Below are 13,035 nucleotides of genomic sequence, written 5' to 3'. Positions count from 1 at the left end.
GTAACAGGGGGTTCGGGCACGGGGAACGTGCGCGAGAATGGGAGTATGCCCACCCCCACCCAGACCACGATCGACCATGCCGTCCGCGACCTCGGGCTCGCCGAGGCCGGCCGCCACCAGATCCGCCTCGCCGAGAACGAGATGCCGGGCCTTATGGCGTTGCGCGAGGAGTTCGGCCCGACCCAGCCGTTGAAGGGCGCCCGGATCGCGGGCTCGCTGCACATGACCGTGCAGACGGCCGTGTTGATCGAGACGCTCACGGCCCTCGGCGCGCAGGTGCGCTGGGCCAGCTGCAACATCTTCTCCACGCAGGACGAGGCGGCGGCGGCGATCGTCGTCGGGCCCTACGGCACCCCGTCCGACCCGCAGGGCGTTCCGGTGTTCGCGTGGAAGGGCGAGACCCTCGAGGAGTACTGGGCGCTGGCCGACCGCATCTTCGACTGGAGCGCCGAGGGCGCCGCCGGGCCGAACCTCATCCTCGACGACGGTGGCGACGCGACGCTGCTCGTCCACAAGGGCGTCGAGTTCGAGAAGGCCGGTGCTGTGCCGGATGCCGACCCCTCCGCATCCGCCGAGTACCGGGTCGTGCTCGACACGCTCCGTGCCTCGCTCGCCCGAGACCCGCAGCGCTTCACCCGGATCGCCGAGGGTCTCATCGGGGTCACGGAGGAGACCACCACCGGCGTGCACCGGCTCTACGAGCTGGCTGCGGCCGGGGATCTCCTCTTCCCGGGCATCAACGTCAACGACTCGGTGACGAAGTCGAAGTTCGACAACAAGTACGGCATCCGGCACTCGCTGCCGGACGGGATCAACCGCGCGACCGACGTGCTGATCGGCGGGAAGACGGCCTTCGTGGTCGGCTACGGCGACGTGGGCAAGGGCGCGGCCGAGGCACTCCGCGGCCAGGGCGCGCGGGTCATCATCGGCGAGATCGACCCGATCTGCGCACTGCAGGCGGCAATGGACGGCTACCAGGTGGCACAGCTCGAGTCCGTCATCGACCAGGTGGACCTCGTCATCACGGGCACCGGCAACACGCGCGTCGTCACGGTCGAGCACCTGCTCGGCCTCAAGCACCTCGCCATCGTCGGCAACGTGGGGCACTTCGACGACGAGATCGACATCGCGGGTCTGGAGGCGCTGCCCGGCGCGGAGAGGGTCGAGATCAAGCCGCAGGTGCACGAGTGGCGTCTGCCGAACGGGCGCAGCATCCTGGTTCTCAGCGAGGGGCGCCTGCTCAACCTCGGCAACGCGACCGGCCACCCGTCGTTCGTCATGAGCGCGTCGTTCACGAACCAGGTGCTCGCCCAGATCGAGCTGTTCACGAAGCGCGAGGACTACCCGGTCGGCGTGTACGTGCTGCCGAAGGTGCTCGACGAGAAGGTCGCGCGACTGCACCTCGCGGCGCTCGGCGTGGAGCTCACGCGGCTGACGCCCGAGCAGTCCGACTACCTCGGCGTCCCCGTCGAGGGCCCGTACAAGCTCGAGCACTACCGCTACTGACCGGGGCGCCGGCGCGGCATATCGGTTCGTCTGACCTCAGTCGTCGGATCGGTGGGGCGGATGTGTGCTTCTGCGGCGGATGTGGCGGCCTCTGAGTGGCGGATCCGACGACTGAAGGTCCATCTGACCCGGGGGGATCGGCGCGTCAGCGCAGGAGTGCCGCCGCGCGCGCGTCGCGCAGACGCACCGCGGAGAGCTCGCGGGCGAAGCGGACCGCGACGACGGCTCGCACGAACAGCTCGGGGTCGGTCTGCGGCACCGGGGACACGGACGCCGACGCCTCCGCCGCGAGCTCTGCGGCCACGCGTGCCCGGGCGTCCGGCTGCAGCTGCTCGGCCTGGCGCACGAACTGGCCGAGCCGGCGGGCGAGGCGTTCGGAGAGCGGTGCCACATCCGCCACCTCCGCCCACGCGGCCAGCGCCGCGGGGACCACCGGGTCGGCCGCGACGAGCCGCGGAGCGCGCGTCCGCTCGCTGTAGGTGCCGGCGAGCAGATCGCCGAGGCGCTGTGAGCGCGGGGTGAACGCGCCGGTGACGGCGGCGACGGCTCCGACGGTCATCCAGACCTCGAGGACGCCGACGAGCGCGCGGATGAACGCGTGCCGGAAGCCCGCCGCTCCGCCGTCGGCACGCACGATCCGTCCGCCGACCGCGAGCTTGCCGAGGCTGCGCCCCCGCGTCGCCGTCTCGACGACGGTCGGGAGGACGACCGCGACGACGACGATCATCGCGATGGCGACGATCGGGATCACGGCGGGGTCGAGGCCGAACCCGCCCCACCAGACCATCACGAGGGCGAAGAGGATGTAGACGACGACAGCGACCGCCACGTCGATGACCGCGCCCAGCGCCCGGAGGAAGAAGCCGGTCGGCTGCACGTCGAGCGCCACCGCCTCACCGGTGAGGATCTCGTCCTGGCCGATCTCGACCACGGTCACGGGGGACGCCATGGGTACAGTGAAACACATGGACCTCGACGCGCTCACGGCGGCCCATCGCGAGGAATGGGCGCGCCTCGATGAGCTCTCGCGCACGCGACGGCTCGACGGCGAGTCCGTCGACGAGCTCGTCACGCGGTATCGCGCCGCATCCGCCGACCTCGCCGACATCAAGACGTCCGCCGGTCGGAGCCCCCAGGCCGATCATCTCTCCCTCGTGCTGGCGCGTGCGCGGCTGCGTCTGACCGGTGCGTCCGAGAACGTGCTGCGCCGCATCCCGCGCTTCTTCGCGCTGCAGCTGCCCGCGGCGCTCTACGGGGCGCGGTGGGCGACGCTCGCGGTGGCGGTCGGGTTCGCGCTGGCAGCCACGCTCGTCGGCGCATGGATCGGCGGCGATCCGGCGCTGGTGGCGACGCTCGGCACCGAGGCGCAGCTGTCCTCCTATGCGCAGGACGAGTTCACCGCCTACTACTCGGAGAACCCCGCCGCCGTGTTCGCCGGCACCGTCTGGACGAACAACGCGTGGATCGCCGCGCAATGCGTGCTGTTCGGGGTGAGCGGGATCTGGCCGGTGTACGTGATCATGCAGAACGCGGTGGGCATCGGCACCTCCGCCGCCGTCATGGCCGCCTTCGACCGCCTCGACGTCTTCTTCGCGTTCATCCTGCCCCACGGCCTGCTGGAGCTCACCTGCATCTTCGTCGCGGCGGCCGCGGGACTGCAGATCTTCTGGGCCTGGGTGGCGCCCGGACGTCGCTCCCGCAGCGCGGCGTTGGCGGCGGCGGGCCGGTCGCTCGTGACGGTCGCGATCGGGCTGGTCTTCGCCCTGGCGCTCTCGGGCGTCGTTGAGGGGTACGTGACGCCGCAGCCGTGGCCCTGGCCGGTCAAGCTGGCGCTCGGCGCGCTCGCGCTCGCGGTCTTCCTCGTCTACATGCTCGTGATCGGCCGCCGGGCGCACCGTCGCGGCGAGACCGGCGACCTCACCGAGTACGAGACCGGGGCTCCCGAGCTCGTCTCCGGCTGAACCACGTCCGGGATGCGGCGTCGGTGTCCCGGTGTCGTGTGCACGGAGGACCTCGACGGTTGTCCGAGAACCTCCGACGCGCGACACTAGCGTCGCGCGGGCCGGACGCGCCGGGTGCCGTCGAACAGAGCGCGATACAGGAAGCCCGCCACCAGCGCGCCGACGACGGGGAAGACGAGGAACGCCCAGAGCTGGGAGAGCGCCTCGCCGCCGCCGTAGACCGCGGTCGCGAGCGAGCGCGCCGGATTCACGGACGTGTTGTCGACGGGGATGCTGATGAAGTGGATGAGGGTGAGCGAGAGCCCGATCACGAGCCCGGCCAGGGGCGTGCCTCGACTCGGGTGCGTGACGCCCAGGATCACGATGAGGAAGAGTCCGGTCAGCACGATCTCGACGATGATGGCCGCAGGCAGCCCGAAACCGCCGGGGGAGAGCGCTCCCCATCCGTTGCTGGCGAAACCCGTCTCTTGCGCCTCGGCGAGCCATCCATCCGGGCCCGAGAGGCCGATCAGATAGAGCACCGATGTGGCGGACACGCCCCCGAGCACCTGCGCGACGAGGTATCCCCAGATCTCCCTCCAGGGGAAGCGTCCCGCGGCCGCGAGCCCCAGTGTGACCGCGGGGTTGAAGTGGCCGCCCGAGATCGGACCGAAGGCATACGCCCCCAGGACGACGCTGAGTCCCACGGCGAAGGATGCTGCCACGTAGACCACGCCCGGCGCGAACGCTCCCGCCGCATCTGCGAGGTGAGAGGCGAACAGTGCCGTGCCGATCAGACCGAACACGAGCAGGAAGGTGCCGAAGAACTCGGCCGTGAGCCGGGCCGCCGTCGATGGGCCGACGGGCGCGTCGTCGGGTGTGTGCGCGAGCTCGACCGGTTCGACGGGCTTCTCCGAGCGTGGATCCGACATGGGCTCTCTCCTCCCGACATCCGGCGATCGTCGCCGGATTCGGATGCATCGTCCCACTGCTGCGCGCGACCGGGCAAGACGACGTACGTACGGGCGAAACAATCGGATGCATCTTGTTTTGAGTGACTCAAAACTCGGATACAATGGACGCGTGCCCGACACCCCGATCGCCGAGACCGACGCCGCCATCCGCGGTGCGGGACTCCGTGTCACCGACACGCGCCGCGGCGTCTTCGAGGCGCTTCGCACGATGCCCCACGCGCGTGCGGACGAGGTGCTCGGTCGCGTGCGTGCGGCGGTGCCGGCGACGAGCATGCAGTCGGTCTACAACGCCCTCGGCGACTTCGTCGACGCGGGACTCGCCCGTCGGATCGAGCCTGCCGGACACCCCGGCCTGTTCGAGCTGCGCGTCGACGACAACCACCATCACATCGTGTGCAGCTCGTGCGGTCGCGTCGAGGACGTCGACTGCGCCGACGGGCACGCTCCCTGCCTCAGCCCGTCCGACGCCCACGGATTCTCCTTCCACGTCGCGGAGGTGACGTTCTGGGGGCTGTGCCCCTCGTGCGCCGCATCCGCATCCGCAGAAAACCCCTCACAGTAAGGAAGCCGATGACTGATAGCGACGCCCCCGTCGTCACCGACGAGGAGACCGAGTCCACCACCGTGACCGGGGAGGAGACCCCCGCCGCGGGCTCCTGCCCCGTCGCCCACGAGAACCTGCCCCGCCCGACCACCGGCGACGCGAACCGCGTCTGGTGGCCGAACAAGCTCAACATCGGGCTGCTGGCGTACAACCCCGTCGAGCGCGACCCGCTCGGCGACGGCTTCGACTACGCTGCGGCCTTCCGCAGCCTCGACCTCGCAGCCGTCAAGAAGGACATCGAGGAGGCGCTCACCACCTCCCAGGCCTGGTGGCCCGCCGACTTCGGCCACTACGGCCCGCTCATCATCCGACTCGCCTGGCACAGCGCCGGCACGTACCGCGTCTGGGACGGTCGCGGCGGCGGCGGGAGCGGGCAGCAGCGCTTCGCACCGCTGAACAGCTGGCCCGACAACGTGGGCCTCGACAAGGGTCGGCGCGTCCTGTGGCCGGTCAAGAAGAAGTACGGCCAGAAGATCTCCTGGGCCGACCTGTTCATCCTCGCGGGCAACGTCGCGCTCGAGTCCATGGGGTTCGAGACCTTCGGCTTCGGCGGCGGTCGCGAGGACGTCTGGGAGCCCGAGAACGTGTACTGGGGCTCGGAGACCGAGTGGCTGGGCGACGAGAAGCGGTTCGGCGAGGGCGAGCGCAAGCCCGAGAACCTGGAGAAGCCGCTCTCGGCGACCCATCTGGGACTCATCTACGTCAACCCCGAGGGCCCCCAGGCCGTTCCCGACCCGCTTGCGGCAGCACACGACATCCGTGAGACGTTCAAGCGGATGGCGATGAACGACGAGGAGACCGTGGCGCTGATCGCCGGCGGCCACACCTTCGGCAAGACGCACGGCGCCGCGCCCGACAGCAACCTCGGCCCCGACGTCGAGGCCGCTCCTCTCGAGGAGCAGGGCCTCGGCTGGAAGAACAACTACGCCAGCGGCAAGGGCGACGACCAGATCACGAGCGGACTGGAGGTCACCTGGACCTACCACCCGACGCGCTGGGACAACGAGTTCTTCCACATCCTCTTCTCGTACGAGTGGGAGCTGTTCAAGAGCCCGCACGGTGCCCACCAGTGGCGTCCGAAGGACGGTGCCGGATCCGACCTCGTGCCGCTGGCGCACTCGGAGGGCAAGCGCGAGCCGCGCATGCTGACGACCGACCTGGCGCTGCGGTTCGACCCGGAGTACGAGAAGATCTCGCGTCGTTTCTACGAGAACCCCGAGCAGCTCGGCGAGGCCTTCGCGCGGGCCTGGTTCAAGCTGACTCACCGCGACCTGGGACCGAAGGTGCGCTACCTCGGACCCGAGGTGCCGGCCGAGGACCTCATCTGGCAGGACCCGCTGCCCGCTGTCGACCACGCACTGATCGACGCGGCGGATGCCGCGGAGCTCAAGGCGCGGATCATCGAGTCCGGGCTGACCGTGTCGCAGCTGGTCTCCACGACGTGGGCGGCCGCATCCACCTTCCGCGGCGGCGACAAGCGCGGCGGCGTCAACGGTGCCCGCATCCGGCTCGCTCCGCAGAAGGACTGGGAGGTCAACAACCCCGCCCAGCTCGCGACGGTGCTGGGGACGCTCGAGGGCATTCAGGCATCTTTCAACGATGCGCAGAGCGACGGCAAGAAGGTGTCGCTGGCCGACCTGATCGTGCTGGCGGGCAACGCCGGCGTCGAGAAGGCGGCGAAGGACGCCGGATTCGACGTCCAGGTGCCGTTCCACGCCGGGCGGGTCGACGCGACCGAGGAGCAGACCGACGCCGAGTCGTTCGGGTACCTGGAGCCGGTGGCGGATGGATTCCGCAACTACTACGGCCCCTCGGCCACGCTCCCTGCCGAGTACCACCTGATCGACAAGGCGAACCTGCTCACGCTCACGGCGCCCGAGACCACGGTGCTCGTCGGTGGGCTCCGCGCGCTCGGCGCCACGTACGACGGCTCGTCGTTCGGTGTACTCACCGAGCGCCCGGGTGTGCTGACGAACGACTTCTTCGTCAACCTGCTCGAGCTCGGCACGACGTGGAAGCCGCTCGACCCGGGGTCGCACGCCTTCCAGGCGCACGACGACGCGACGGGCGAGGCAACGTGGATCGGCACCCGCGCCGATCTCGTGTTCGGCTCCAACTCGGAGCTGCGCGCCCTCGCCGAGGTGTACGCGAGCGACGATGCGGCCGAGAAGTTCGTCCGCGACTTCGTCGCCGCATGGACGAAGGTCACCGAGCTCGATCGCTTCGACCTGGTCTGATCTTCCGCGCCCGATGGGCCCGTTCCGCTCACGCGGGGGCGGGCCCATCGGCATTCCTGTGTCGTGCGTGTGCTGGCGCCTGCGGTGGCTTCCTGTGTCGCACTCGTGCAGCATCCGAGCGGCTTCGTCATGCACAACTGAGACACGAACGGTCAGTCCGTCGTCCGAGGGATGCTTCGTGTCTCAGATATGCAGCTCAGGGTGGGGTGTCGCCTGCACGAGTGAGACATGCATCGCGGGAGCGGGGGCGAGGTGGGGTCAGAGCAGGCCGCTGAGCTTCAGGGCGAGGTAGTGGTCGGCGACGCGCGGCGGCAGGCTCTCGGCATCCGCGGACAGCGCGATCGCGCCGGCTCGCGACACGGCGTCGGCGACCAGGGCCGCATCCGCGCGGGCGCGCAGCACGGCGGCCTGCCGATAGGCGTCGTCCGCATCGCGTGCGGGTCCGGCGGCGGCGGGCTCCTCGTCGTTCGTCGTGCCGACCAGCACCCGGGAGCGCTCGGTCAACGTCGGCAGCGCCGCCAGGAACGCACGGGATGCGGCCGGATCGTCCTGTGCGGTCAGCAGCACGACGAGCGCCGGACGCACCGCGAGCCGGCGCACGAGCGCGGTGACGCTCGCCCAGTCGGTGTCGATGAGCTGCGGCTCCACCGACGCCATCGCGTCGACGAGCGCCGGCACGAGCGCGTTCCCGTCCACACCGCTCACCCGCGCACGCACGACCCGGTCCACCATCACGAGGTGCACGTGGTCGCCGGCCCGCGCCGCGAGGGCGGACAGCAGCAGCGTCGCCTCCATCGAGGCGTCGAGCCGCACGCCGTCGCCCACCCTCGTCGCCGAGGTGCGGCCGGTGTCCACGACGATCACGATGTGGCGGTCGCGCTCGGGCCGCCAGGTGCGGAGCATCGTGGTTCCGGCACGCGCCGTCGCCCGCCAGTCGATCGAGCGCACGTCGTCGCCGCGCACGTACTCGCGCAGACTGTCGAACTCGGTGCCGCGCCCCCGGATCTGCACGCTCGTCGAGCCGTCGAGCTCCCGCAGCCGCGCGAGCCGGGAGGGGAGATGCCGCCGGGACGCGAACGGCGGCAGCACCCGGAGCGCGCCCCGGGCCGGGATCACCCGCTGCCGGCCGGCGATCCCGAGCGGCCCCACGGATCGGACGACGACGAACTCCGACACCAGCTCGCCGCGGCGGCGCGGATGCAGCGGCACCGGCACGCGCCGCGACTCACCCGCCGGGACGTCGATCGGCGCGCGGGCGTACGGGCCGCCGGCCGTCGGCTGCCACGCGTCCCGCATGCGCCCCCGCAGGCGTCGACGCCCGGTGTTGCGCAGCACCGCCTCCGTGAGCACGGGCTCGTCCCGCCGCGCGCGGGCCGGGATCGTCCGGGACACCTCGATTCCCCGCGGGGACGCCGCCAGCACGGTGTCGATCGCGGTCGTCGCCGCACACAGCCCGATCCACCCGGCGGCGACGAGCCACGGGTCCGCGCCCGCGGAGCCGAGCAGCACGACGGGCACGACGCCGACGGCGACGAGGAGGGGAAGGCGGCCGGTGACGTACACGTCAGATCGGAACGCGGGTCTGCTGCAGCACCGACGAGATCACCGCGTCGACGGTGACACCCTCGAACTCGGCCTCGGCCCGCAGCCGCAGCCGATGCCGCCAGGTCGGGGTGAGCATCGTCTGCACGTGGTCGGGGGTGATCGCGGGGTAGCCGCCGAGCCAGGCCCAGGCCTTGGCGGTCGCGAGCAGCGCCGTCGCCGCACGCGGACTCGCGCCCAGCTGCACCGACGGCGCCTCCCGCGTCGCCCGGGCGAGGTCCACCACGTAGCCGAGCAGCTCGTCCGACACGGCGACGGATGCGGCGGCCCGCTGCGCCGCGCGGATGCCGTCGGCGTCGACGACGGCGCGGAGCGCGCCGAGGTCGCCGGGGCGGAAGCCGTCGGCGTGGCGGCGGAGCACCGAGATCTCGGCGTCGCGGGCGGGCGCGTCGATGAGCAGCTTCAGCAGGAAGCGGTCGAGCTGAGCCTCGGGGAGGTCGTAGGTGCCCTCGTGCTCGATCGGGTTCTGGGTCGCCGCGACGAGGAACGGGTCGGGGAGGGCGCGGGTGACGCCGTCGGCCGAGACCTGCCGCTCCTCCATCGCCTCGAGCAGGGCCGACTGGGTCTTCGGCGGGGTGCGGTTGATCTCGTCCGCGAGGAGCACGTTGGTGAAGACGGGGCCCTCGCGGAAGTCGAACTCGCCCGAGCGCGCGTCGTAGACGAGCGAGCCCGTGACGTCGCCCGGCATCAGGTCGGGGGTGAACTGCACCCGGTGCGTCTCGAGGCCGAGCGCGCGGCTGAATGCGCGCACCAGCAGGGTCTTGGCGACCCCGGGCACGCCCTCGAGCAGCACGTGTCCGCGGGCGAGCAGGGCGACCAGGAGCCCCGTCACCGCGCCGTCCTGGCCGACGACCGCCTTCCCGATCTCGGTGCGGACGTCGTGTACGGCGCTGCGGAGCGCCTCGTCGGTGGGGGAGGACTCGGTCATCGTGGTTCCTTTCCGGGCCGGAGCGCCCGGGCGAGCGCGGTCTCGAGGTCGTGTAGTCGATGGGTGAGCGCGACGAGATCGCGGTCGGTGCGCACCTCGTCGGTGATCAGGATGCGCCCGATGTCGGCCCGGTCGTTCCCGAGCCGGGCCGCGGCCGCGTCTGCGACGGCCTCGGCGGACGCGGATGCGGGAAGCCCCAGTATCCGCCCGAGCCGCCCGACGGCGCCCTGCCGGAGCACGGTCGCGGCGTGGCGGACGTCTCGGGACTGCGCGTACAGGTGCGCCCGGCCCGCGGTCGTCTCGCTGCCGCGGACCGTGACGGGCAGCCGCTCGCGCACGAGCGGGCCGAAGCGACGACCGCGCCACAGGATCGTGCCGATCGCCGTGACCAGCAGCAGCACGATCGCGGGGCTCACCCACCCCGGGGTGAGGTCCCCCAGCGTCGCGGGATCACCGTCGGTGTCGGCGAACTCCGGCACGAACCAGACGACGCGGTCCCGGGATCCGATCAGGTTCACCCCGAGGGCCGCGTTGCCGTTCTCAGCGAGGTTCTCGTTGGTGAACAGCATCGTGCCGTCGACGGCGACCGCGCGGCCCTCGCCGTGGGCGCCCCAGACGAGGCCGTACGCGTCGCCGACCGGGTAGCAGCCCTCCGCATCCGCGGTGAACGTCGCCCCGACGAGGACGGGTCCGGCGCGTTCGGCGTCGCCCAGGTCGCAGTGCGGGGCGGTCGGCTCGGATCCGCCGTATCCGTCGATCCGCCCATCGAAGAGCAGGCGGATGCCGCGTGATCGCGGCTCTATGACGACCACGTCGGTCGCGGCGTCTGCGAGCTCGGCGAAGGTCTCGTCCGAGAGCAGCGCGGAGTCGGGGAGCACGAGGGTCGCGGGACCCGCATCGAGCGCGTCGAGAGCCGTCGTGCGTGCGCGGACGACCTCGACCTCGATCCCGTGGTCGGCGAGGATGCGGGCGAGGGCGCGGGTGCCGTCGGGACCGGCGGACTCCGGGTCGAAGCGATCCCGCGCCGTCCACTGGACGGAGGAGGCGAGCACCGCGCCGAGCGTTCCGACGAGGACCAGCACGGCGGCGATCGCGACCCACGCGGTGACTCCGCGAGCCCGCGGGCGGGGCGGGGCGACCTGCGCGCTCATCCCGCGCCCGCCAGGACGCGGGTGCGGACCAGCCGCTCGTCGAGCGCGCGCACCCGCTCGTACGTCTCGCGGGTGCCGGGACGCCGCAGGTAGCGGACATCGTCGAAGTCGGTCGCGCATCGGGCCAGCGCTGCGGACTCGGCCGGGAACCGGTCGGCCGCGGCGCGGGCGAAGGCCTGCACGGTCGCGCCGGGCGAGGTCTGGACGATGCCGCGTTCGTCGAGACCGCGTGCGAGGGCGCGCACGCCAGCGGCGACGGCCTCGACCCATTCGCCCGCCGCAGAGTGGCGCGCGGCGTCGGCGCGCAGCTCGTCGGCGCTGCGTCCGGCGGCGTCTCCGAAGAGGTCCGCGGACGCGGAGGCGCGTGATCGCGCGGTCGCCCGGGGTCGGCCCCAGACAAGGAACGCGACCAGGACGATCGCCAGCACGACGATCGTCGCGATGACGGCGAACGCCGGGCCCCAGGTGCCCGGCAGCGGCTGCTGGAAGAAGCGGACGACGGCATCGCCGACGGCCTGCGCGATCCGGTCGATCGGGGTCGGCTGCGCGGCTTCGTAGACGGGGTTGGCCAGCTCCCGTTCGGCCCAGCGCCGCGCTTCGTCGCCGTCGGGGACGAGCGGCGCGACGGGCACCAGCGCGCGGATCACCGGGTGGGGTCCGCCGAGCCGGGAGCCGCCCAGTCGGTGGGACGCGGCGCCGGCGGCGCGCCCGGGGAGGGCGCGGGGTCGCCCGCGGGCTCCCCGGGGGGCGAGGGCTCACGCGCCTCCGGCTGTCCCGCGGCCGGTCCGGGCGCGCTCGGAGGCGGAGCCGGATAGCCCGCACCGGCCGCGGAGCCCGCACTGCCGGGGTAACCCGCACCACCGGGATATCCCGGGCTGCTCCCGTACCCTGGAGCGGTGTATCCCGGCGGTGCCGGGGCCGGCGCCACGGTCCGGCCGATGTGCCAGCGGTACGGATCGGCGGTGCCGGCGCCCGCCCGTCGCTGGTCGACGTACGACTGCAGATCGTGGTCGAGGCCCTCGCTCCGCATCCGGGCGTCGATGTAGACGAGGGCGCTCGCGGACGCGACCACGACCAGCGCGACCGACTGGATCAGGAGCGTGACGATCTGGGTGATGCCGGACGTGACGAGGATCCCGACGATCGCCGCCGGGTCGGAGCTCCCGGTCGGGGCGACGAGCGCCGACAGCATGCCGCTCAGGATCGAGAACGGCACGCTCACCACCTGGGCGAGGATGCTGAAGGTCAGCTGCACGAGGAACCAGACGCCGAGGGTCTTCCAGAAGCGCCCGCGGGTGAGCCGCCAGGAGCGCCCGATGGCGGCGAAGACGCCGGTTCCTTCCAGCACGAGGACGGCGGGCACGACGAAGAGCTTCGTCGGCAGCCAGAACGCCAGCGGGATCGCGGCGAGGACGAGGAGGATCGCCAGGACGATGCCGGCCGCCAGCGCCAGCTGGGACAGCACGACGACGGCGCCGACGACCAGGGCCACGGCCACCAGCACGACCCCGATCGAGAGGAACGTGTAGCCCATGAGGCGCCAGAACGCGGGACGCACCCGACGCCACAGCGCGCCGACCGTCAGTTTCTCCGACACCACCCCGTGCGCGACGTCGGCGACGACGACGCCCTGCACGATCACGGTGAGCGCCGTGCTGGCGATGCCGAGCACGACACCCGTGATCGTCGTGATGGCGATGGAGCCCGCGAGCACGGCGTTGAACTCGTCGGTGCCTTCGACGAGGGTGTCGAGTCGCGAGAACGAGGCGATCGCCGCGCCGCCGATCGCGACGATCAGCACGACGTACGCGATCATCTGCATCCCGAGCGCGAAGCCGAGCAGGACCCGCGGGTTCTGGCGCAGCGCCGTGAAGGATCTGCCGAGGATGGCGCCGAACGACAGCGGATGCAGCGGCACGATGCCCGCTCGCGGTGCCGGCGTCCAGGACGGATAGGCGGTCACGATGTCTCCCTCGCGGATTCGTCGGCTGCTCCTATCGTGACACACGGCCGGGCGGTGCTCGGCGGCGTTGCGGTCGTGGTGGACTACTCTGTGGGAAGCGCACGGGGAGCATCGGCGGTGCCCGGCCGTG

Annotated in this window: 11 protein-coding genes; 4 read left to right on the top strand and 7 right to left on the bottom strand. The window is 71.9% G+C overall.

Translation table 11 applies throughout. From position 1 onward, the window contains the following. The first annotated feature begins 45 nt into the window (after positions 1-45). The gene (ahcY, locus tag GVL03_RS11225; protein ID WP_159501085.1) at positions 46-1,506 is read left to right on the top strand and encodes an adenosylhomocysteinase; all 1,461 of its coding nucleotides are present in this window, start codon (positions 46-48) and stop codon (positions 1,504-1,506) included. Positions 1,507-1,651: 145 nt separating this feature from the next. On the opposite strand, the gene GVL03_RS11220 is transcribed toward ahcY, so the two are convergent. Further along, entirely contained in the window at positions 1,652-2,455 is an 804-nt protein-coding gene (locus GVL03_RS11220) for an RDD family protein (protein WP_159501084.1), read from the bottom strand. 16 nt (positions 2,456-2,471) lie between these two features. On the opposite strand from GVL03_RS11220, the gene GVL03_RS11215 reads away from it, so the two are divergent. After that, positions 2,472-3,467 carry a stage II sporulation protein M gene (locus GVL03_RS11215; RefSeq protein ID WP_159501083.1) on the top strand — a complete coding sequence of 332 codons (996 nt, stop codon included), beginning with the start codon at positions 2,472-2,474 and terminating at the stop codon, positions 3,465-3,467. A gap of 86 nt (positions 3,468-3,553) precedes the next feature. Here GVL03_RS11215 and GVL03_RS11210 read toward each other — a convergent pair whose 3' ends face one another. Continuing rightward, positions 3,554-4,378 (bottom strand): aquaporin, encoded by an 825-nt coding sequence (locus GVL03_RS11210; RefSeq protein WP_159501082.1) that lies wholly within the window; start codon positions 4,376-4,378, stop codon positions 3,554-3,556. Positions 4,379-4,529: 151 nt separating this feature from the next. On the opposite strand from GVL03_RS11210, the gene GVL03_RS11205 reads away from it, so the two are divergent. Both GVL03_RS11205 and katG read left to right on the top strand, forming a co-directional pair. Next, positions 4,530-4,982, top strand: coding sequence for a Fur family transcriptional regulator (locus GVL03_RS11205; RefSeq protein ID WP_235038128.1), 453 nt, complete (start codon positions 4,530-4,532; stop codon positions 4,980-4,982). An 8-nt stretch (positions 4,983-4,990) separates the two neighbouring features. Continuing rightward, positions 4,991-7,261 carry a catalase/peroxidase HPI gene (gene katG, locus GVL03_RS11200; RefSeq protein WP_159501080.1) on the top strand — a complete coding sequence of 757 codons (2,271 nt, stop codon included), beginning with the start codon at positions 4,991-4,993 and terminating at the stop codon, positions 7,259-7,261. Between the two features lie 258 nt (positions 7,262-7,519). Here katG and GVL03_RS11195 read toward each other — a convergent pair whose 3' ends face one another. The 5 genes from GVL03_RS11195 to GVL03_RS11175 are packed head-to-tail and all read right to left on the bottom strand — an operon-like array spanning position 7,520 to position 12,905. Beyond that, complete coding sequence (locus GVL03_RS11195; RefSeq protein WP_159501079.1) at positions 7,520-8,824, bottom strand: DUF58 domain-containing protein; 1,305 nt, start codon at positions 8,822-8,824, stop codon at positions 7,520-7,522. 1 nt (position 8,825) lies between these two features. Beyond that, positions 8,826-9,791 carry a MoxR family ATPase gene (locus tag GVL03_RS11190; protein WP_159501078.1) on the bottom strand — a complete coding sequence of 322 codons (966 nt, stop codon included), beginning with the start codon at positions 9,789-9,791 and terminating at the stop codon, positions 8,826-8,828. Further along, positions 9,788-10,942 carry a DUF4350 domain-containing protein gene (locus tag GVL03_RS11185; protein WP_159501077.1) on the bottom strand — a complete coding sequence of 385 codons (1,155 nt, stop codon included), beginning with the start codon at positions 10,940-10,942 and terminating at the stop codon, positions 9,788-9,790. Before GVL03_RS11185 ends, GVL03_RS11190 begins: the two co-directional genes overlap by 4 nt. Then, positions 10,939-11,589, bottom strand: coding sequence for a DUF4129 domain-containing protein (locus GVL03_RS11180; RefSeq protein WP_159501076.1), 651 nt, complete (start codon positions 11,587-11,589; stop codon positions 10,939-10,941). Before GVL03_RS11180 ends, GVL03_RS11185 begins: the two co-directional genes overlap by 4 nt. Beyond that, positions 11,586-12,905 carry a glycerophosphoryl diester phosphodiesterase membrane domain-containing protein gene (locus GVL03_RS11175; RefSeq protein ID WP_159501075.1) on the bottom strand — a complete coding sequence of 440 codons (1,320 nt, stop codon included), beginning with the start codon at positions 12,903-12,905 and terminating at the stop codon, positions 11,586-11,588. The genes GVL03_RS11180 and GVL03_RS11175 overlap by 4 nt, the downstream gene beginning before the upstream one ends. Between the last annotated feature and the right edge of the window lie 130 nt (positions 12,906-13,035).

It is taken from the genome of Microbacterium sp. 18062, from assembly GCF_902706225.1.
GTDB lineage: Bacteria > Actinomycetota > Actinomycetes > Actinomycetales > Microbacteriaceae > Microbacterium.
The sequence above is the reverse complement of the archived record's forward strand: the minus strand, read 5'-3'. Positions and strand labels throughout refer to the sequence as shown.

Coding starts and splice junctions, on each gene's coding strand:
- ahcY (WP_159501085.1), top strand. CDS start 46: ATGCCCACCCCCACCCAGACCACGATCGACCATGCCGTCCGCGACCTC.
- GVL03_RS11220 (WP_159501084.1), bottom strand. CDS start 2,455: ATGGCGTCCCCCGTGACCGTGGTCGAGATCGGCCAGGACGAGATCCTC.
- GVL03_RS11215 (WP_159501083.1), top strand. CDS start 2,472: ATGGACCTCGACGCGCTCACGGCGGCCCATCGCGAGGAATGGGCGCGC.
- GVL03_RS11210 (WP_159501082.1), bottom strand. CDS start 4,378: ATGTCGGATCCACGCTCGGAGAAGCCCGTCGAACCGGTCGAGCTCGCG.
- katG (WP_159501080.1), top strand. CDS start 4,991: ATGACTGATAGCGACGCCCCCGTCGTCACCGACGAGGAGACCGAGTCC.
- GVL03_RS11190 (WP_159501078.1), bottom strand. CDS start 9,791: ATGACCGAGTCCTCCCCCACCGACGAGGCGCTCCGCAGCGCCGTACAC.
- GVL03_RS11185 (WP_159501077.1), bottom strand. CDS start 10,942: ATGAGCGCGCAGGTCGCCCCGCCCCGCCCGCGGGCTCGCGGAGTCACC.